Below are 17603 nucleotides of genomic sequence, written 5' to 3' on the forward strand. Positions count from 1 at the left end.
TGAACCATGAGCACTCTCTCCGCCCCGCAAGAGGCCTTCGCCCGCGGCGTCGCCTCCGGCCTGTCGCAGGCCGAGGCCTACCGCCGCGCCTACCCGCGCTCGCAGAAGTGGAAGGCCGATGCCGTCCACCAGCAGGCGTCCCGCCTCATGGCGCTGCCTCAGGTTGCCGCAAGGGTGAAGGAGCTACAGGGTCTGGCCGCTGACGAGGTCGTCGTCGACGTGAAGGCCTTGCTCCAGGAGGCCAAGCGCCTGGTCTTCTCCGACATCCGCAACATCATGAAGCCCGACGGCACCCTGAGGCTGCCGCACGAGCTGGACGCCGACACCGCCGCCTCGGTGAAGAGCTTCAAGATGGACGAGTACGGCAAGGTCGAGTACCAGTTCTGGGACAAGAACAGCGCCATGGAGCGGCTCTTCAAGCACAAGGGCCTGTTCGAGCTCGACAACAAGCAGAAGACCGACCCGCTGTCGGACCTGCTGGGCACGCTGAAGGGCAACGTCGTCGGGCCCGTGGCTCAGGAAGGGAAGGGGACCTAGCGCCCGCGCCTGAGAACGCGTGACAGGTTCGAGAGCTCCAACGGCTTCTGCAGGCTGAAGTCGAATAAGGTCGGCTCGTAGGAGGCGTCATCGCCTGGCTCGCGGGGGTACGCCGACAGGGACACCAGAAGCGGGCATTGATCGCCCATCGCCCGGGCAGCCTGTGCCACGTCGAACGCATCGCCGCGCTCGAGCCGGGGCTCCATCACGAGGGCGTGACATCGCTCCGCCGCCAGTGCGGCTTTGGCGTCCTCTAGCTTGGCCGTGCTGATCACTCGCCAGCCGTCGAGCTCAAGCCAGATCGCCAGCGCCTCCAGCAGGTCGGGCGAGTCATCGAGAAGAACGACTGTGGGGCGGTCGGGCTGCACGGGCAGCATGCTATCCATCGGGACGGCCTCACTGAATATGTGAATGTTTACAGGGAGCTTCGGGGTCAGCCCCGTCCCAAGGATGGCAGCCTGCCCGCTCCAACAGCCTAGGAGCGGCCCTTGACCCCCCTCTACATCTTCGACCTCGACGGTACGCTGGCGCTGATCGAGCACCGGCGGCACCTGGTGGAAGCGAAGTGCCCCACCTGCCATGGCAACGGCACCGTGAGGCGTCCCAAGGACAGCGCGGAATGGAAGGGCGGCTTCATCCGCTGCGAGGACTGCGAAGGCTCCGGCAAGGCCAAACCCGACTGGCGCGCCTTCTTCGCCGCCTGCGTCCACGACGCGCCGAACTGGCCCGTCATCGGAACCATGATGGCGCTGCTGAAGTCCGGCGCCGATGTGCGCATCTGGTCCGGCCGCAGCGCCGAGGTCATGAACGAGACCCTGACCTGGCTGCACCGCTGGGTTTGCGGCGACGAGATCGACGCCGACGAGCTGCAGCTCATGATGCGCCGCGAGGGCGACCACACGCCCGACGAGCAGCTCAAGGCCGGCTGGTACGACGCGCTCAGCGAGTACGACCGCAAGCGCCTGGTCGCGGTGTTCGACGACCGCGACAAGGTCGTGGCGATGTGGCGCGCGAAGGGCGTGGCGTGCTTCCAGGTCGCGCCGGGGAGCTTCTAGGCGTCCGTGTCCCGTTCCGGTTCAAGTTGGGCCCACGGAATGCCGGTATTGACGGCGAAGCCGGTGCCGCAGCGGGAAATGAGCCCACCGCGGAACGTGCTTCCACCAATGAACGTCCCACCTGGTTCGAGCCGGAAATTGGTGCCACCGACCGACACACCGAGCTGAACGGCGGTGACTGGGAACTTGAGTCTGGCGAGGTACTGCTCGGGCACGAGGGCGAAGCTCTTTGCTGCTTCCTCGACAGATTGGACTTCGTAGAACTCCACATCGAGGCTATCGCCGTTCGCATATGCCACCGACAACTTGCGCCCGTTCGGTGGAGACACCAGCTCTGTCGGCTTCCCGATGTTCTCCCACAGGTTCTCCGTGATGACCACGCGATGCTCAGGCAGGAGCGACAACATGCGGACGTTCAGCAAGAGATACCCGTCCGCGTCGCGGCTCAGCCAAACAACGTCCTGGCCGTCCACGGTGATGAGCCGATAGGTCTCATGGTAGAGGCAGCCTCCCATGTAGGCCACGATCTCATTGCGCATCCAGTCAAAGCGCCCCCGCACCAACGTGGGGTCGGCAGACCTGCGTTTGAGTGCAGCTAGCTGGTCGTTGGTAAACGCTCCGTTGTCTGCCTTCTTGTGATGCTCTGCGCAGAGGGCAATCATGCCCTCCGGCCGATGGTGTTGTTCGAGGTGGTAGGGTGGATCGAAGTGATGGAACTCGAGATACGGGTTCCCGCATCCATCGACGGGGCATCCGAAGCCGACCTCTTGTCTGAGCTGTCGAAGGACGCTGATTGGTGGTGTTCTGCCCATCTTCCCCTCCCTGTCAGGTTGCCCGAGCAATATAGCGCCCGCAGTACCAGCGCTCGTACCAAGGATGGCACCTTGCCGCCTCCACCCTCTGGAGGCGCCATGCCCACCGATCCGCTGTATCCGCACCAGCAGCTGGCCCGCGCCGCCTTCCGCCTGACCAGGCCGGCCTTCGCCGTCCTGCTGCTGATCGACCCCTGGGGCCTGCAATGAGCCGCCGGTTCGGTCGCAACCAGCGCCGTCGCGCGCGCGAGGCGCAGGCCCAGCTCACGGTCGAGCTGAACAAGACCAGCGACGCGCTGTCGCTGACCACGAGGCTGTCGATCGAGCGCGGCCGCCGCGTCGCGATCCTCGAGGGCGAGATCCAGCGGGCCAAGGCGATGCTGCCCTCGAGCTCGGCGTTGTTCGGTCCGACGGCGATCGCGGACAGCGGCGAGCGGCGTGATCGGGTCTACCTCGGCTCGGCGCCGCCGTTCTCGTTGGACGACCTCAGCAGCGAGGCGATGCAGCCTCCTCAGATGGTGACCGTCCCGCTCGACATGCTCCTCACGGATGTCGTGCGCGACTCCGTCGCTCGCCAGCTGCACGCCCGCGTCCAGTTCGCCGGCGTGGACCTGGTCTACGGGATCAGCCCGGAGGCCCTCGACAGCATGCCGATCGACCAGCTGCGCGACCGGCTGAGCAAGGAACTGGCGCGCCAGTTCTCCGTGGGACTGCTCAAGGCGCTGGCTGCGCGGGGAGGGCGCTGACGGATGTCCGCCGCGGTCGACGTCGCCACGCTCGCCGAGCACCTCGATGACCCGATGTGGAGGCTCTGCAACCTCTACAAGATCATCGTCAAGGGCACCGACGACGAGGAGGGCCTGACGGTCCAGTTCAAGCCCAACCGCGCGCAGCGTCGTTTCCTGGCCAAGCTCTGGCACCGGAACATCATCCTGAAAGCGCGCCAGCTGGGCTTCACCACGCTGATCTGCATCCTGTGGCTGGACACCGCGCTGTTCAGCCTGGATCCGATCCGCTGCGGGATCATCGCGCAGGACAAGGAAGCGGCGGAGACCATCTTCCGCGACAAGGTCAAGTTCGCCTACGACCAGCTGCCCGAGGCGCTGCGCGAGCGGTTCCCCCTGAAGAAGTGCACGACCTCGGAGATCCAGTTCGCCCACAACGGCGCCAGCATCCGCGTCGCGACGTCGATGCGGTCCGGCACCATCCACCGACTCCACGTGTCCGAGTTCGGGAAGATCTGCGCCAAGTTCCCCGACAAGGCGCGCGAGGTCGTCACCGGCTCGATCCCGGCGGTGCCGGCCAGCGGCGTGCTCGTCATCGAGTCCACGGCCGAGGGGCAGGAGGGCGAGTTCTACAAGATGACGCAGCGCGCCATCGAGCACGCGCAGGCGCTGGCCGCGCGCACGCTCAAGGCGCTGACGGCCAAGCACTTCCGCTTCCACTTCTTCGCCTGGTGGGACGACCCGGGCTACGTGCTCGACGACCCGTCGGTGGTCTTCACCGAGGCCGACGAGGTCTACTTCAAGCAGGTCGAGGCGCGCATCGGGCGCCGGCTCACCGACGAGCAGTGGACCTGGTACGTCACGACCCGCGACAACGATTTCAGCGGCGACGCACCGTCGATGTGGCAGGAGTACCCGAGCTACCCGGAGGAGGCCTTCCAGGTCAGCACCGACGGCTGCTACTACGCCAAGCAGATGGCGACGGCGCGGGTGCAGGGCCGCGTGGTGAAGAAGCTGCCGATCGAATCGGCGCCGGTCTACACGTTCTGGGACATTGGGCGCGGCGACATGACGTCGATCTGGCTGATGCAGAAGGTCGGCCCGGATCACCGCTTCATCGGCTATTACGAGGCCAGCGGTGAGGAGCTGAACCACTTCACGACCTGGCTACAGGGCACGGGCTACACCTTCGCCAAGCACTTCCTGCCGCATGAGGCCGCGTACAAGCGCATCGGCAAGACGCCGGACACGAACCAGTCGATCGAGGAGATGCTGCAGGAGCTGATGCCTGGCCAGCGCTTCGACGTCGTGCCGCGGGTGACGAACCTGGACAACGGCATCCAGGCCACGCGGGCGGCGTTCGCGAGCTCATGGTTCAGCGAGCAGGGCTGCGGCGTCGGCCTGGCCCGCCTGTCCAACTACCGCAAGAAGTGGGACCAGCGCAACGGTCGCTTCACGTCGGAGCCCATGCACAACGACGACAGCCACGGCAGCGACGCTTATCGGCAGTTCGGCCAGGTGCTGGAGGCGGGGGAGAAGTTCGCGATGTCGGGGGCGTCGACGGGGGCTAGGTCGGGCGGGCGCCGGCGGGGGGCGTCTGCAATGGCGGTGTGACCGACGCAGCGAGCCGGCGTCGCTCCTCTTCGCACCAGTCGTTGTACTCGGCCCTCAGGTCGACAAGCAACTTGCGCAGGCGAGGGATCTCGTGCTTCTGGCCGGTGGAGTCCTCGATCTGCATCCGTGTGAACTCGATGTACACGTCGTCAAGCATGGCCCACGCGTCATAGACGCCTTCACCGTTTGGAAAGGCGACGATGCGAAACGTCATGAACTCGTGCTCGCCGACCTTGAGCCCCGGCCCGCCGGAGTCCAAGTACTCGCTGCTCCATTGTTTGCCGTCGTCGGATCCGCACAGCATCGTCAGGTAGAGCGGTCGACGGCCAACGTTGACGGCCTTCACCTCGATGTAGCCGAGCCCGCCATCCCGCCTCCGGACACGCCGTGCCGTGATCTTCAAACGCGGGTTGTCCCTGCGGTAGTTTCGGATCGAGACCGTGAGGCTGAGCAGCGACACACCCAGTGCCGCAGTCGAGAGCGAATGCGCGATGGTCCAGTTGGCAGCGATGTCTGCGAGATAGGAGGGCATGCAGCGGAGCGTACCAAAGCAGTACGAAAAGGCCCCACGCCAGAGGCGGAGGGCCGGGGCCTGATGATCAGGCGTCAGCGATCAGGTGTTCTGACCGGGCAGCGAGCGGCAGTGCTCGCACACGGATTCGAGCCTGCCGAAGCGGGTCCGCGTGTACGGGCGAACGTGCACGCTCTTCGGCCAATGGCAGAAGTGCATAGCGCTCATCGGGTGTTCCTTTCGTGAAAGGGAACTGAAAAACCCTAGGCGCGATGCCAATTTCGTATTGCGTTCTTCTCAACGCTGAGAAATACTGAAGCCTCACCGTGCAAAGTGAAGGTTCCAGGCGCATCGCGTCAGGGGACCTGAACAAGCCCGCCCCTCATAAGGCGGGCTTTGTTCATTGGGCGCTCTGTTTTCCTCGTCGTGCGCGAGAGCCAGCGTGAGCTGCGCTAGGTCTGCGTTGCTACCCGTTCATCGCCCAAATGCGAAGGTCATCAGGAAGCATGGCACAAGTTTACGGACGCTTCCACGTTCGCGCAAATTGCAACATCGGCGGCGCAAATAGTTGAGCCGGAAAATATCAGCCGCGCCGATATTTGACGAGGGCTCGCCCGCACAACCTGACCTTTTCGCTCCGTTGCTACCCGCGTACCAAGGATGCCATCGTGCCGCCCGAGGTCGCGTCACGCGCCCGGGCCGCTCGGTTCGGGGGTGCTGATCGGCGCGGCGCCGGCGCGGCCTCACCCTGATAGAGTCGATCCGCCCCGACCCTCCCTGCGGGGCCCTCCCTTCAACCCGGCCCCGCGCCGGGTTTTCTTTTGGCGTGCCAAGGATGGCAGGGTCAGGTCTCTTCAACTCGTTGAGAGAGGTCCTGCATGAAGTCCACGATGAAGCGCGCGTTCCTGGCGCTGTCCCTCGCGGCCGGAGCCCTCGCCATGGCTGTGGTGCCGACCGCCCAGGCGGAGACCCCGCCCGCCGCGACCGCCCCGGCTGCCGTGTCCGACGCCTCCGTGAAGGCGGCCGTCGACAAGGACGCCGGCACCGGCCACACCGGCGCCTGGATCGCCGTGGGCGTGGTCGCCGCGGTCCTGGTGCTTGTGGTGGTCAAGGGCCGCAACCCCGGCAACTCGGGCGGCGGCTCCGGCTCGCCCGGCGGCGGTGGTGTCCGACCGCCGCGCAACGATGCGCCGTACTAGCGCCCGCTGCGCACCCTGCTGAGCCCGGCCCCGCGCCGGGCTTTTCATGCCAGCCGTGCACGGGCCCGTCGTACCAAGGATGGCAGATTCCCCGCGAACTTCCCGGGGTAGTCATGGCTCTTGAACTCGACCTGCGCAAGGCGCATTCCTCCCGCGTGCACGGTGACATCGTGGCCGTGCTGACCTGGGTCAACGACGCTCGCGCGCTCGTGCTGATCCCCGCGATCCGGCGCGACGCCGGGTGGTACATCGTCGAGGAGTCGGCGGCCTACCTCTGGAACATCAACGCGATCGACCGTGCCGAGCGCGACGCCGCGCTGGCCCACGCGAACCGCCAGGCCCACATCGCCTGCGGCATGCTGGGCATCGAGCCGAGCACCCGCAACCGCGCCCGCCTGATCGGGATCGTCACCGACGTGATGCCCGACCTGCTGCGCATGCCCAGCGCGCCGGGCGAGGAGTACCTCGCGGGCTCCATCGGCCAGATGCTGCTGCGCGCCGACGGGAAGGCGATTGCCGGCGAGGACATCAAGGTCGCGAAGGAGGGCGCGACCTATGCCTGACGCCTTCGACGTCCGGTCCGTGCGCGGCAAGGCGCCAGGCGACCAGTACGACCGCCAGCTCGACGCGGAGCGCGCCGCGTCGCCCAGCTCCGACCTGGCCCTGCCGACCACGCACCCGCTGGACGCGCCCGAGATCCTGAAGGAGCACCGCCAGTTGCTGCGCTGGTACTACGGCGAGCGCGAGATCCAGGCGTCCAACCGCATGGAAATGGCGATGGACGCCGACATCTACGACGGCAACCAGTGGCGCCCGGAGGACAAGACCGCGGTCGAGGAGCGGGGCCAGATGGCCCTGGTCTACAACGAGACAGCGCCGATGTGCGACTGGATGATCGGCACCGAGCGCCGCACCCGCGTCGACTGGAAGGTGCTGCCGCGCACCGAGGACGACGTCGACATCGCGGACATCAAGACCAAGACGCAGAAGTACGTCAGCGACATCAACCGGATCCCGTTCAACCGCTCCCGGGCCTTCGCGGATGCGATCAAGGTGGGCGTGGGCTGGCTCGACGATGGCCCGCGCGACGACCCGACCAAGGACATCATCTACAGCATCTACGAGGACTGGCGCCGGGTGCTGTGGGACTCGCGCGGCAGCTCCGAGCTCGACCTCGACGACGGTCGCTACCTCTTCCGCTGGCGCTACGTCGACGAGGACATCGCGGTCATGATGTACCCGGACCGGGCGGACCTGATCCGTCGCTCCGCGCGCGACAGCTCGTACTTCGGCGATGCCGAGGACGACGAGGACAACGACCTGCTGACCCCGCTGGACGCCGAGCGGCTGCGCAGCGGGAGCCTGCGCGCCGCAGGCTACGGCAGCACCATGGACACCGAGCGGCGCCGGGTGCGGATCATCGAGGGCCAGTACCGCATGCCGGTCACCGTGAAGGTGGTCCGCGACGGCCCGCACAAGGGCGCCATCTTCAACCCGAAGGACACGCGCCTGGGCGAGATGCTGGCGACCTCGGGCTCGATGATCGTGGACCGCCTGATGATGCGCACGCACGTCGCGGTCTTCGTGGAAGCCGGGATGCTGCGCCGCAGCGAGTCGATCGCGCGGCACAACCGCTTCAGCCTCACCCCGATCTGGTGCTACCGCTACGGCCGGACCCGGCTGCCCTACGGCGTCGTCCGGCGCGTGCGCGACATGCAGATGGACCTGAACAAGCGGGCAAGCAAGGCGCTGTTCATGCTGAACACGAACCAGGTCATCATGGACGAGGGCGCCGTCGAGGACATCGAGGTCGCTCGCGACGAGGTGGCGCGGCCCGATGGCTTCATCGCGAAGAAGAAGGGCGCGGAGTTCATCATCCGCCGCGATACCGACGCGGCCACCGGCCAGATCCAGATGATGACGCTGGCGGCGCAGAACATCCAGAAGTCGGCCGGCGTCAACAACGACAACCTCGGCCGCCAGACCAACGCCCAGAGCGGCGAGGCGATCAAGGCGCGGCAGATCCAGGGCAGCGTCACCACGACCGAACCCTTCGACAACCTGCGCTTCGCCACCCAGATCCAGGGCGAGAAGCTGCTGAGCCTGACCGAGCAGTACTACACCGAGGAGAAGGTGATCCGCCTCACCGGCGCTAAGGGCGCGATCGAGTGGCTGCGGATCAACCAGCCCGAGCAACAGGTCGACGGCTCGGTGCGCTACCTCAACGACATCACCGCCAGCCAGGCCGACTTCATCGTGTCCGAGGCCGACTACGCCGGCACGCTGCGCCAGGTCATGTTCGACGCGCTGATGCAGATCTCGCAGCGCCTGCCGCCCGAGGTCGCGCTGCGCCTGCTGACGATGGCCTTCGAGTTCTCGGACCTGCCCAACAAGGACGAGATCGCCGACCAGATCCGCAAGATGACTGGCGAGCGCGACCCCAACAAGGAACCGACGCCCGAGGAGCAGGCGGCCGCCGAGGCGCAGGCCCAGCAGCAAGCCGAGGCCCTCCAGGTCCAGCGCGAGACCGCGCTCGGTGCGCTCGAGGAGCAGCGCGCCAAGGTGCGCGAGATCAACGCCCGGGCCGAGAAGCTGGAGCGCGAGGCCATGGCCGCCGCGGGCGAGGGCGGTACCGGCGCCGGAATGGACCCGCAGGTCGCTCAGGCGCTGCAGCAGGTCCAGGAGCAGGCCGCCCAGCAGATCGAGCAGCTCAGCGAGCAGCTGCGCAAGGCCCAGGGCGAGCTGGCGAACCGGACGCTGCAGATCAAGTCTGACTCGGACGTGAAGCTCGAGCTGGCGAACATCGACCGCGATACCAAACTGCGGGTCGCCGAGATCCAGGCCGCGAGCGACAAGCGCGTCGCCGTGCTGGAGGCCCGGCTCGCAACGATCGAGGAAAGGAGCGCTGCGCAGGAGGCACAGGGCGAGAAGTCGGCTCCGGCCGCGTAATCGAACTAGGAGTGCCTCCATGGGCAATCGCATCAATCGCAACATCGAATGGGTCGTCGACGACTTCGGCAACGTCGTCGGATACCAGGTCAACCAGGGTGACATCCGGCCCATCGGCGGCGGCGGCGGCGCGGCCGCGGTGCAGTCGCTGGGCAACAAGGCGGGCGCCTTCAACGTTGACCTGACGGCCGGCGCGAATGTGCTGCTGACCTGCACCGCTGCGATCCAACTCGGGCTGAGCGGCCTGCCGACGGACGGAAAGGGTATGCGCCTGGTGCTCACGATCACCAACGGCGCCGCCGGCGTTACCTGGCCGGCGGGCATTCGCTGGGCGGGCGCTGGCATCGTCGGCTCCGCGCCCGCGCTCTCGGCGGGCACCGAGAAGGTGGTGCTGGACGTCTACACGCTGTCGGGCGTGACGACCATCGACGGCAGCTACGTCGGTCGGGTGGCCTGATCATGGCGACCATCACCGCAGCGGCCGGCGGCGGCAACTGGAACTCGACGGGGACCTGGAACGGCGGCGTCGTCCCCGGCGCCAGCGACGACGTGCGGCTCGATGCCAGCTCGGGAAGTGTGGCGATCACAGCGGCGGCGGCCTGCCGCTCCCTGGACTGCAGCGGCTACACCGGCACGCTGACGCACGGCGCGTTCACGCTGTCGATCGGCGACGGTACGGCCGGCGCGAACAGCATCGCACTGCGCCTGGTCGCGGGCATGACCTACACGCTGGCCAGCGTCACCACCAGCGCGATCGCGTTCGTGTCGACGGCCGCTGCGCTGCAGCAGGTTGCGCTGGGCGCCAAGGCCGTGGGCAACGTCACCTTCAGCGCCGCCGGCAACTGGGCGCTGACCAGCGCGATGACCCAGGACCCGACGGCTGCGCTGACGCACTCGGCGGGCACCGTGCGATACGACGGGCTCACCGACGACGCGGCGCTCTCGCACAGCTTGGGCGTGATCACGAGCACGGGCTCGACGGCTCGGGCACTCTACGGTGGCAAGGCCACCATCACGCTCACCCGCAGCACTGCGACGAACCAGATCAACATCGCCGGCGGAAACCTGACCACGGACTTCACGCTGACGACTTTCATCGGCGCGCCGACCAGCGTCGGGCGCATCAGCTACACCTACCTCCTACCCGGGGTCGGTGAGATCGGTTCGCTGATCCTGAACGGGCAGGGCGAGCGCACCGTCGGGTCGACCTGCACGATCGGGACGCTGACGCGCAACGGCACCGCGAACCCGTTCGACATGCTGGGCATCGGCTTCGGACAGACCGTCACCGTGACGAAGGCGCTGAACGTCCTGGGCGGCGGCGGGAACAACCGCTGCGGGATGTGGCCGAACACGACGAGCATCCCCGGGACCTTCCGAGTCGTCGGCGCCGCGGTCAACCTGCAGCACGTCGACATGCAGGACATCTATTGGGACAACGGCGGCGCCGACCTCGACTTCTCCAGCATGGCCGGCGGCATCAGTGACGGAGGCAACAACGGGATGGTGAACGGCGGCCGCCTGATCTTCCAGGCTCCGATCGTGCATACCTGGCTCGGTGGTACGGGGAACTGGTCGGACACCACGAAGTGGAGCAGCGGCCGAGTGCCGCTCGCGCAAGACGACGTGTTGTTCCTGGGGGCTTTCGCCAGCTCCCCCATCATCTCCGTCGACCGGAAATGGGCCTGCAAGAATCTCAGCTTCGCGGGCAGCACCGGCAACGTGACGCTGCGCGCCGACGTCTACGAGGTCTACGTCAACGGCAACGTGACCTTCCGCAACGGCGTGACCTGGGGAGTCAGCGCGTCCTGTCAGTGGTGTGCGGCGCCGCGCGAGAACGTGACCTGGCTCGCCGGAGGGATGCCATCGTCGGCGGTGCTGCACTCGCCGAGCTGGCAGATCGGCCTGGGCGTATCGCTCACCGTCGGCGATGCCTTCCTGATCGGCGGCACGCTGAACCACCGGTGCGGGAAGGTGAACATCCCGGCAGGGGCGTCCTTCGCCGTCGACAGCTACATCTCCAACGCGAACCAGCTCAGCGCGAAGTGCGCCTTCGACATCGCGGGTTCGCTGCTTCTGCGCGGCACCGGCACGATCTTCTCGCTGACCAACGGCGCCGCCTACACGGTGGTGAATGACCTCGGCGGGCGGATCGTGTTGGCCGGGACCACGGCGGCGACGCGTACCTTCGCCACCGGTGGGATCTCCTTCTGCGACATCCAACTCGCGGCCGGCGCCTCGACCTTCGCCTTCACCGGCAGCTTCAGCGTGCCGCGCATCCCGAGACCGAGCACGCCCGGGTCGGTGGTGATGACGCTGGCCGCCGGGTCGGTCATGACGGTCCGTAGCAGCGGCGACGACGCCATGGATAACGGCGCCAACGTCGTCACCATCAAGAGCGCCACCGCGGGCACTGCCGCCACGATCAGCAAGGCGGCCGGGCGCGTGCGAGCCGACTACCTTAACCTGCAGGACATCACGGCGACGGGCGGCGCGCTCTACAGCGCAGGCGCCAACAGCACGAACACCAGTGGAAACACCGGGTGGTCGTTCACGGCGGCCAACGACTGGGCGCCGCAGGGAATGCTCGCTGCCTAAGCCCGGCCGCACGTGCCAAGGATGGCACGCTGGCCCGCCATGAAATCCCTGCTCATCACGGCGCTGGTCGCCGCAGTCCTTGCATTCGCCGCGGCGTGGACCGTGCAGGGCTGGCGCTACGGCGCCGAGATCGCCGAGCTGCAGCGCATGCACGACAAGGCCTTGGCCGATCAGCGCGTCGAGCTGGCGGAGCAGGGTGCCGAGAACCTGCGCCACGTCCTCAAGGCCGAAAGGAGCCAACGTGCCCAAGTCGATGAAGCCCTGGCCGCCGCGCGCGGCCGCGAGGCGCAGCTGCGCCGTGATGCTGCTGCTGTGCGCGCTCAGCGTGACAGCCTGCGGGACGCGTCAGACGCCGCCGTGCGATTGGCCGGTGAATCCCACGCCACCTGTCTCGGTCGAGTCGCTGCCTTCCGAGAGGTATTCGACCAGTGCGCAGCGCGATATGGCGAGCTGGCAGAAAGCGCTGACCGCCACGCCAGCGACGTCCGGACGCTGATCGAAGCCTGGCCCGGGCCCACTGCGCCGCCCGTGCCAAGGATGGCAGATTCGCCTCCACCTCAACAGGAGTAGGTCATGGCGAAGGCATCCAGCATCAGGAGCTCGAAGGATCAGGAACTCGAATGGCGCACCGAAAGCGACATGCGGACCCTGATGGAGGCCGAGGAGATCAAGCGCGATCCCGAACGCCTGAAGCGAGCCGCCGCCCTGGCGAAGGAGAAGGTCGTCGAGCTGGCGAGCGTCGCCGGCAAGGCTGACTCCGGCAAGGCCTGACCCCAGATCACCCCACCCCACCCAGCGGAGCACCCCTCATGTCCACCACGGACCAATCGAACACCGAACCCGACACCGCGCACGCGATGTCGACCCTCACCGAGGAAGAGCGCGCGGCGATGACCGACGAGCTGTCCGAGCACGAGAAGGCCGCGCTGGCGGCCGTCGCGGCTGCTGCCGGCGACGAGGAGGAGGACGAGGGCGACGACACCGCTGCCGCTCCGGCCGCCGCGCCCGCGTCTGCTCCCGCCGCGGCCCCCGCTGCTGCGCCTGCCGCTGCTCCGGCCGAGGCACCCGCTGCAGCGCCCGCTCCCGTGCCGGCCGTCGCCGAAGCTCCCGCCGCTGCTCCGGCGCCCGCCGCTGAGCCCGCCCCGGCGCCGCGCCCGCGCGCCGAGACCGGCTACCGCTCCGAGCTGCCCACCGACTACCAGGACCGGGTCGCCAAGCTCAAGACCGACAGCGAGGCGCTGGACCAGCGCTTCGAGGACGGCGAGATCGACCGCAAGACCTACCGCGAGGAGAGCGCGAAGCTGCTGGAGCAGCGCGACGAGCTCAACGCGCTGCGCGTCAAGGCGGAGATCTCGACCGAGTCACGCCAGCAGTCCCTGCAGCAGCAGTGGATGGGCGCGGTCGAGGATCTCTATGACCGCGTCCGCACGGGCGGCGGTATCGACTACTCGAAGGACGAGGCGCGTCGCGCAGACCTGGATGGCTTCATTAAGGCGCTCGCGAACAACCCGGCCAACGAGGACAAGTCCATGAACTGGTTCCTGGACGAGGCCCACCGCCGCGTCCAGCTGCTGCACGGTGAGGCCGTTGCAGCGCCTGCTGCTGCCAAGGCCGCCAGCGCGCCGGCGGCCCCGGCTGCTGCTCCGGCCCAGGCGCCCGCTGCTGCCGCTCCCGCGCCCGCTGCCAAGCCGGCGGCCCGCACGCCGCCCGAGGTCCCCGCGAACCTGGCGCACATGCCGGGCGGCGACGGCCCGGGCGACACCGGCGACGAGTTCGCCGAGCTGGACCAGTTCGACGGCGAGCAGCTCGAAGCCGCGCTGGCCCGCATGTCGCCCGACAAGCGCGCCCGTTACCTGGCGGGTGCCTGATGGCTGATCGCACGTCCCTCGTGATGGACCTTCAACCCGGCGAGGCGATGCAGCTCGCCGGCGCGACGGTCCAACTCGTCCACAAGAGCGGCCGCGCCGCGCGACTTCGCATCACCGCGCCGGCCGAGCTGAAGATCGAAAAGCGTCGCGAAGGCGAGCTTGCAGATCACGTGCCAAGGATGGCGCAATCCGCCCACGGCTGAAGAGCCGCAACGTCAAGCCCGAGCGCAGGAGGTGCTCTTTCAAACCTGAAGGAGTATCTCCATGGCCCGTACCATCGTTGGCGTCAACGACCCGAAGGCCGTCAAGCGATTCGGCGGCATGCTGGCGCTCGACACGTCGCAGACCTCGTACTGGAACCAGCGCTTCATGGCGCGCGGTGCCGAGGCCGAGGTGCCCATCCAGATCCTGACCGACCTCGAGTCGGACGCCGGCGAGCAGATCACCTATGACCTGCTGGCCGAGCTCCGCATGGCGCCGGTGGAAGGCGAAGACACGCTGGAGGGCAAGGAAGAAGCCCAGAAGTTCTACACCGACCAGATCTACATCGATCAGGCTCGCTGCGGTGTGAACACGGGCGGCCGCATGACGCGCAAGCGCACGCTGCACAACCTGCGCGAGAAGGCCAAGCGCCAGCAGTCCAACTGGTGGGCCCGCCTGCAGGACGAGCTGCTGTTCATCTACCTGTCGGGCGCGCGGGGCATCAACCCCAACTTCCTGCTGCCGCTGGGCTACACCGGCCGCGCCAACAACCCGCTGTACGCGCCGGACGCCAACCACGTCCTGTACGGCAACGACGCCACCGCGTTCAACAACATCGACGCGACGGACAAGTTCGACCTGCGCCTGGTGGACCGCGCCAAGACCAAGGCCGACAGCCAGGGCGGCGGCGCCACCGGCATCCCGGTCCTGCAGCCTTGCAAGATCGACGGCAACGAGACCTTCGTGTGCGTGATGCACACCTTCCAGGAAGACGACCTGCGCGCCAACACGGCCACGGGCCAGTGGATGGACATCCAGAAGGCCGCCGCCACCGCCGAGGGCCGCAGCAACCCGCTCTTCAAGGGCTCGCTCGGCATGTACCGCGGCTGCATCTTGCACTCGCACCGCAACGTCATCCGCTTCAACAACGCGGGTGTGGGCAACGTCGAGGCCGCGCGTGCTCTGTTCCTGGGCTCGCAGGCCGCCGTCGTGGCCTTCGGCTCGCCGGGCACGAACATGCGGTTCACCTGGAACGAGGAGACCCGCGACAACGGCGACAAGGTCGTGATCACCACGTCCTCGATCTTCGGCGTCAAGAAGGTTCGCTTCGCGGTGGACGGCATCGGCGATCAGGACTTCGGCACCTTCGCCCTCGACACCGCCGCCGCCAGCCGGTGATCGGTCCCGGCCGCTTCGGCGGCCGGATCCGACGACATCCAACTTCCAGGAGATCAACGTGGCTTTCACCAACAGCAACGACTTCATCACGGGCCGCAAGCCGGTGCCGACGCCCGCGGGCATCGAGCTGGTGACGCAGCGCTTCCCCATCGACATGCTCGTCGCCGACTTGGCGGTGAACACGATCGGCCAGTTCGGCATCCTGCCGGCGGGCTGCATCCCGGTGGAGATCCGCGTCGACGGCGACGACGTCGACAGCGGCGCCGGTGCCGGCGTCTACCAGGTCGGCATCTGGGACGGCGCCAGCGCGAACCTGTCGGCCGCTGCTGCCGACGGCGGCGGCGCCTGGGGCGACACCGGTGCCGCGGTGGCGGTGGCCTTCGACAAGCACCTGGTGCGCACGGGCAACAACCTCGCGAAGGTTCAGCCCTCCGCCGTCGATCGCCGCATCGGCTTGAAGGTGACGGCCGCGCCGACCACGCCCGTCGCCGGCCAGCTCGGCATCACGGTGACCTACCGCGCGGCCTGACCCCGGCGCCGCAGCGGCGCCTCACCCGGCTGACAGCCAACAACGAGGGGGAGGCCGAGGCTTCCCCCTTCTTCCATCGACCTCCATCCGAGGACCCCGACCATGAAGCTCCAGACCACCATCAAGCCGCGCCGCGACGGCACCGTGATCGCCCGCAACGCGAAGGGCGAGCCGTTCCTGTTCGCCGCGAACGAGTTCGGCGACCTCGTGGCCGACGTCACCGACGAGGCGCTCGTGCGTGACCTGCTGCGCAACGAGGACTTCCTGCCCTACGACACCGAGGATCTGGCCGCCGCCGCTGCGCTGGTGGGCCCGACCGGCGGCGATGGTGCCTCCGACCTCGACGAGATCGACCATTCCGAGGCCGGCTCGCCTCCGGGCGAAGGCGAAGAACTGGACGATGACGAGGGCGACGAGGAAGCCGCGCCGGTCGAAGGTGCCGCCGCCCAGCCGGTCGAGGCCGCCCCGGCCGCCGCGCGTCCGTCGCGCCGCCGTAGCTAAGGCGCTGCCGTGGCGACCTGGTCGTTCTTCTTCCCCGACCTGCTGCCCCACGCGACGGGGGTAGCGGAGCCGGTCGCGGAGCGGGCGCTGCGCCTGTCCGCCCAGACCTTCTTCCAGAAGACGCGGGCGTGGCGGGTGTGGCTGCCTGAGGTCGTGACCGTAGCGGGCCAGCGCTCGTACGCGCTGCCGCTGCCCGCCGGCGCGATCGTCGAGCGTCTGGAGAAGGCGACCATGAACGGGCGCGCCATCGACGTCCAGTCGTTCAGCTGCTTCGAGGCCGACCCGGTGCTGCACCCTGACCAGTGCTCTGGAGGCGTCGCGTCGCCGGACCGCGTGAACATCCTGCTGGCCAGCGACTACGGTGCCGGCTCGAAGGTACAGGTGCTGGCCTCGCTCGCGCCGGGCGAGGGCGCCACGGGCATCTCCGACGACATGGCGACGCAGTTCCGCGACGCCATCGTGGCCGGGGCCAAGCGGCGTCTGCTGCTGAACCCGAAGGCCACCTACTTCAATCCCGACCTCGCCGGCGTCGCCGCGGGCGAGTTCCAAGACGCGATCGACACGACCAAGGTCGAGGTCCATCGCGGGTTCACGAACACGACGCCGCGCTCGCGGCCGACCTGGTGCTGATCATGGCGGTCGATGCCAAGCAAGTCATCCGCCGCGTCGTCGACATCCTCGTCGACGTCGGCAGCATCGCGTGGAAGGTCGACGAACTGGTGCGCTGGCTCAACGATGGCCAGCGCGAGCTGGTCATCCTGCGGCCCGACGCGACCGCCGACATCGTGCAGATCGCGCTGGTCGCCGGTGTCCGTCAGCAGCTGCCGGCCTCGGCCGTGAAGCTGCTCGACATCCCCAACAACACAGACGGGCAGATGCTGCCCATCCGGCAGATCGAGCGGCGCGAGCTGGACGAGGTGCTGCCGGGCTGGCGCGCCGGCGCCGCGGCGGGCGTCATCAAGCACTTCATGCACGACCCGCGCTTGCCGCGTGCCTTCGAGGTCTACCCGCCGGCCGTGGCCGGCACCAAGGTCGACGCCGAGGTCTCCAAGCTCCCGATCGACGTCGCGGTGCCCGCTGCTGGTGGCACCTGGAACGACGTCGCCGGCGCCATCGGCGTTCCCGACATCCATCAGTCCGCGCTCGTGGACTACGTGCTCTCGCGCGCCTACGCCAAGGCGTCGTCCTTCGCCGGCAACGCCGCGCGCGCCCAGGCCCATTACGCGGCCTTCGCCAACTCCCTCAGCGCCGACGTCAGCGCATCGCTGACCGTCGCGCCTCAGTCCAGCAACCCCGGCGAGCCCGCGGCCCGGCCCGTCGCCTGA

The 17603-nt window shown here is 68.0% G+C and carries 22 protein-coding genes; 18 read left to right on the forward strand and 4 right to left on the reverse strand.

What is annotated here, in order from left to right:
* The first annotated feature begins 6 nt into the window (after positions 1-6).
* Entirely contained in the window at positions 7-537 is a 531-nt protein-coding gene (locus MCHT01_RS24925) for a terminase small subunit (protein WP_067070375.1), read from the forward strand.
* Here MCHT01_RS24925 and MCHT01_RS24930 read toward each other — a convergent pair.
* Positions 534-923, reverse strand: a complete 390-nt coding sequence (locus MCHT01_RS24930; RefSeq protein WP_148661722.1) for a DNA-binding transcriptional response regulator — start codon at positions 921-923, stop codon at positions 534-536. The genes MCHT01_RS24925 and MCHT01_RS24930 overlap by 4 nt on opposite strands.
* Before the next feature lie 102 nt (positions 924-1025).
* Between MCHT01_RS24930 and MCHT01_RS24935 the strand changes: the two genes are divergently transcribed.
* On the forward strand, positions 1026-1592 hold the full coding sequence (locus MCHT01_RS24935) for a phosphatase domain-containing protein (protein ID WP_067070380.1): 567 nt from the start codon (positions 1026-1028) through the stop codon (positions 1590-1592).
* On the opposite strand, the gene MCHT01_RS24940 is transcribed toward MCHT01_RS24935, so the two are convergent.
* A complete protein-coding gene (locus tag MCHT01_RS24940) occupies positions 1589-2404 on the reverse strand; it encodes an HNH endonuclease (protein ID WP_148661723.1) in 816 nt (271 codons plus the stop codon). The genes MCHT01_RS24935 and MCHT01_RS24940 overlap by 4 nt on opposite strands.
* A gap of 206 nt (positions 2405-2610) precedes the next feature.
* Here MCHT01_RS24940 and MCHT01_RS24945 point away from each other — a divergent pair, with 206 nt between their 5' ends.
* Complete coding sequence (locus tag MCHT01_RS24945) at positions 2611-3150, forward strand: hypothetical protein (RefSeq protein ID WP_067070385.1); 540 nt, start codon at positions 2611-2613, stop codon at positions 3148-3150.
* A gap of 3 nt (positions 3151-3153) precedes the next feature.
* A complete protein-coding gene (locus MCHT01_RS24950; protein ID WP_067070388.1) occupies positions 3154-4743 on the forward strand; it encodes a terminase in 1590 nt (529 codons plus the stop codon).
* On the opposite strand, the gene MCHT01_RS24955 is transcribed toward MCHT01_RS24950, so the two are convergent.
* Together MCHT01_RS24955 and MCHT01_RS27780 are read right to left on the reverse strand one after the other, a co-directional pair.
* On the reverse strand, positions 4697-5275 hold the full coding sequence (locus MCHT01_RS24955) for a hypothetical protein (RefSeq protein ID WP_067070390.1): 579 nt from the start codon (positions 5273-5275) through the stop codon (positions 4697-4699). The genes MCHT01_RS24950 and MCHT01_RS24955 overlap by 47 nt on opposite strands.
* A gap of 81 nt (positions 5276-5356) precedes the next feature.
* The gene (locus MCHT01_RS27780) at positions 5357-5482 is read right to left on the reverse strand and encodes a hypothetical protein (protein WP_259375188.1); all 126 of its coding nucleotides are present in this window, start codon (positions 5480-5482) and stop codon (positions 5357-5359) included.
* Between the two features lie 650 nt (positions 5483-6132).
* On the opposite strand from MCHT01_RS27780, the gene MCHT01_RS24960 reads away from it, so the two are divergent.
* The 14 genes from MCHT01_RS24960 (at position 6133) to MCHT01_RS25025 (ending at position 17603) form a co-directional block, all read left to right on the forward strand.
* On the forward strand, positions 6133-6453 hold the full coding sequence (locus MCHT01_RS24960; protein ID WP_067070393.1) for a hypothetical protein: 321 nt from the start codon (positions 6133-6135) through the stop codon (positions 6451-6453).
* A 113-nt stretch (positions 6454-6566) separates the two neighbouring features.
* On the forward strand, positions 6567-7016 hold the full coding sequence (locus MCHT01_RS24965; protein ID WP_067070395.1) for a hypothetical protein: 450 nt from the start codon (positions 6567-6569) through the stop codon (positions 7014-7016).
* Entirely contained in the window at positions 7009-9402 is a 2394-nt protein-coding gene (locus MCHT01_RS24970) for a portal protein (protein ID WP_067070397.1), read from the forward strand. The genes MCHT01_RS24965 and MCHT01_RS24970 overlap by 8 nt, the downstream gene beginning before the upstream one ends.
* 19 nt (positions 9403-9421) lie before the next feature.
* Entirely contained in the window at positions 9422-9859 is a 438-nt protein-coding gene (locus tag MCHT01_RS24975; protein WP_067070399.1) for a hypothetical protein, read from the forward strand.
* 2 nt (positions 9860-9861) lie between these two features.
* Positions 9862-12000: a hypothetical protein gene (locus tag MCHT01_RS24980; RefSeq protein ID WP_067070401.1), complete on the forward strand. Its 2139-nt coding sequence runs from the start codon at positions 9862-9864 to the stop codon at positions 11998-12000.
* A 39-nt stretch (positions 12001-12039) separates the two neighbouring features.
* Entirely contained in the window at positions 12040-12570 is a 531-nt protein-coding gene (locus MCHT01_RS24985) for a hypothetical protein (RefSeq protein WP_067070404.1), read from the forward strand.
* Positions 12571-12573: 3 nt separating this feature from the next.
* Entirely contained in the window at positions 12574-12771 is a 198-nt protein-coding gene (locus tag MCHT01_RS24990) for a hypothetical protein (protein ID WP_067070407.1), read from the forward strand.
* A 38-nt stretch (positions 12772-12809) separates the two neighbouring features.
* Positions 12810-13868 (forward strand): hypothetical protein, encoded by a 1059-nt coding sequence (locus tag MCHT01_RS27060; RefSeq protein WP_067070410.1) that lies wholly within the window; start codon positions 12810-12812, stop codon positions 13866-13868.
* A 23-nt stretch (positions 13869-13891) separates the two neighbouring features.
* A complete protein-coding gene (locus MCHT01_RS25000; RefSeq protein ID WP_148661724.1) occupies positions 13892-14071 on the forward strand; it encodes a hypothetical protein in 180 nt (59 codons plus the stop codon).
* Positions 14072-14132: 61 nt separating this feature from the next.
* Positions 14133-15248, forward strand: coding sequence for a N4-gp56 family major capsid protein (locus MCHT01_RS25005; RefSeq protein ID WP_067070415.1), 1116 nt, complete (start codon positions 14133-14135; stop codon positions 15246-15248).
* Between the two features lie 58 nt (positions 15249-15306).
* On the forward strand, positions 15307-15777 hold the full coding sequence (locus tag MCHT01_RS25010; RefSeq protein ID WP_067070418.1) for a hypothetical protein: 471 nt from the start codon (positions 15307-15309) through the stop codon (positions 15775-15777).
* Between the two features lie 102 nt (positions 15778-15879).
* Positions 15880-16278 (forward strand): hypothetical protein, encoded by a 399-nt coding sequence (locus MCHT01_RS25015; protein WP_067070421.1) that lies wholly within the window; start codon positions 15880-15882, stop codon positions 16276-16278.
* Between the two features lie 9 nt (positions 16279-16287).
* Positions 16288-16908: a hypothetical protein gene (locus MCHT01_RS25020; protein ID WP_067070423.1), complete on the forward strand. Its 621-nt coding sequence runs from the start codon at positions 16288-16290 to the stop codon at positions 16906-16908.
* 2 nt (positions 16909-16910) lie between these two features.
* Positions 16911-17603, forward strand: coding sequence for a phage adaptor protein (locus MCHT01_RS25025; protein ID WP_148661725.1), 693 nt, complete (start codon positions 16911-16913; stop codon positions 17601-17603).

The organism is Mitsuaria chitosanitabida ATCC BAA-476 = NBRC 102408, from assembly GCF_001598255.1.
Lineage (GTDB): Bacteria > Pseudomonadota > Gammaproteobacteria > Burkholderiales > Burkholderiaceae_C > Roseateles > Roseateles chitosanitabidus.

What these genes read in the sequence shown, in the direction of transcription:
- MCHT01_RS24990 (WP_067070407.1), top strand. Translation starts at nt 12,574, where the DNA reads ATGGCGAAGGCATCCAGCATCAGGAGCTCGAAGGATCAGGAACTCGAA.
- MCHT01_RS24975 (WP_067070399.1), top strand. Translation starts at nt 9,422, where the DNA reads ATGGGCAATCGCATCAATCGCAACATCGAATGGGTCGTCGACGACTTC.
- MCHT01_RS24955 (WP_067070390.1), bottom strand. Translation starts at nt 5,275, where the DNA reads ATGCCCTCCTATCTCGCAGACATCGCTGCCAACTGGACCATCGCGCAT.
- MCHT01_RS24940 (WP_148661723.1), bottom strand. Translation starts at nt 2,404, where the DNA reads ATGGGCAGAACACCACCAATCAGCGTCCTTCGACAGCTCAGACAAGAG.
- MCHT01_RS24960 (WP_067070393.1), top strand. Translation starts at nt 6,133, where the DNA reads ATGAAGTCCACGATGAAGCGCGCGTTCCTGGCGCTGTCCCTCGCGGCC.
- MCHT01_RS27780 (WP_259375188.1), bottom strand. Translation starts at nt 5,482, where the DNA reads ATGAGCGCTATGCACTTCTGCCATTGGCCGAAGAGCGTGCACGTTCGC.
- MCHT01_RS25015 (WP_067070421.1), top strand. Translation starts at nt 15,880, where the DNA reads ATGAAGCTCCAGACCACCATCAAGCCGCGCCGCGACGGCACCGTGATC.
- MCHT01_RS24980 (WP_067070401.1), top strand. Translation starts at nt 9,862, where the DNA reads ATGGCGACCATCACCGCAGCGGCCGGCGGCGGCAACTGGAACTCGACG.
- MCHT01_RS24925 (WP_067070375.1), top strand. Translation starts at nt 7, where the DNA reads ATGAGCACTCTCTCCGCCCCGCAAGAGGCCTTCGCCCGCGGCGTCGCC.
- MCHT01_RS24945 (WP_067070385.1), top strand. Translation starts at nt 2,611, where the DNA reads ATGAGCCGCCGGTTCGGTCGCAACCAGCGCCGTCGCGCGCGCGAGGCG.
- MCHT01_RS24950 (WP_067070388.1), top strand. Translation starts at nt 3,154, where the DNA reads ATGTCCGCCGCGGTCGACGTCGCCACGCTCGCCGAGCACCTCGATGAC.
- MCHT01_RS27060 (WP_067070410.1), top strand. Translation starts at nt 12,810, where the DNA reads ATGTCCACCACGGACCAATCGAACACCGAACCCGACACCGCGCACGCG.
- MCHT01_RS25025 (WP_148661725.1), top strand. Translation starts at nt 16,911, where the DNA reads ATGGCGGTCGATGCCAAGCAAGTCATCCGCCGCGTCGTCGACATCCTC.
- MCHT01_RS24970 (WP_067070397.1), top strand. Translation starts at nt 7,009, where the DNA reads ATGCCTGACGCCTTCGACGTCCGGTCCGTGCGCGGCAAGGCGCCAGGC.
- MCHT01_RS24965 (WP_067070395.1), top strand. Translation starts at nt 6,567, where the DNA reads ATGGCTCTTGAACTCGACCTGCGCAAGGCGCATTCCTCCCGCGTGCAC.
- MCHT01_RS25000 (WP_148661724.1), top strand. Translation starts at nt 13,892, where the DNA reads ATGGACCTTCAACCCGGCGAGGCGATGCAGCTCGCCGGCGCGACGGTC.
- MCHT01_RS25005 (WP_067070415.1), top strand. Translation starts at nt 14,133, where the DNA reads ATGGCCCGTACCATCGTTGGCGTCAACGACCCGAAGGCCGTCAAGCGA.
- MCHT01_RS24985 (WP_067070404.1), top strand. Translation starts at nt 12,040, where the DNA reads ATGAAATCCCTGCTCATCACGGCGCTGGTCGCCGCAGTCCTTGCATTC.
- MCHT01_RS24930 (WP_148661722.1), bottom strand. Translation starts at nt 923, where the DNA reads ATGGATAGCATGCTGCCCGTGCAGCCCGACCGCCCCACAGTCGTTCTT.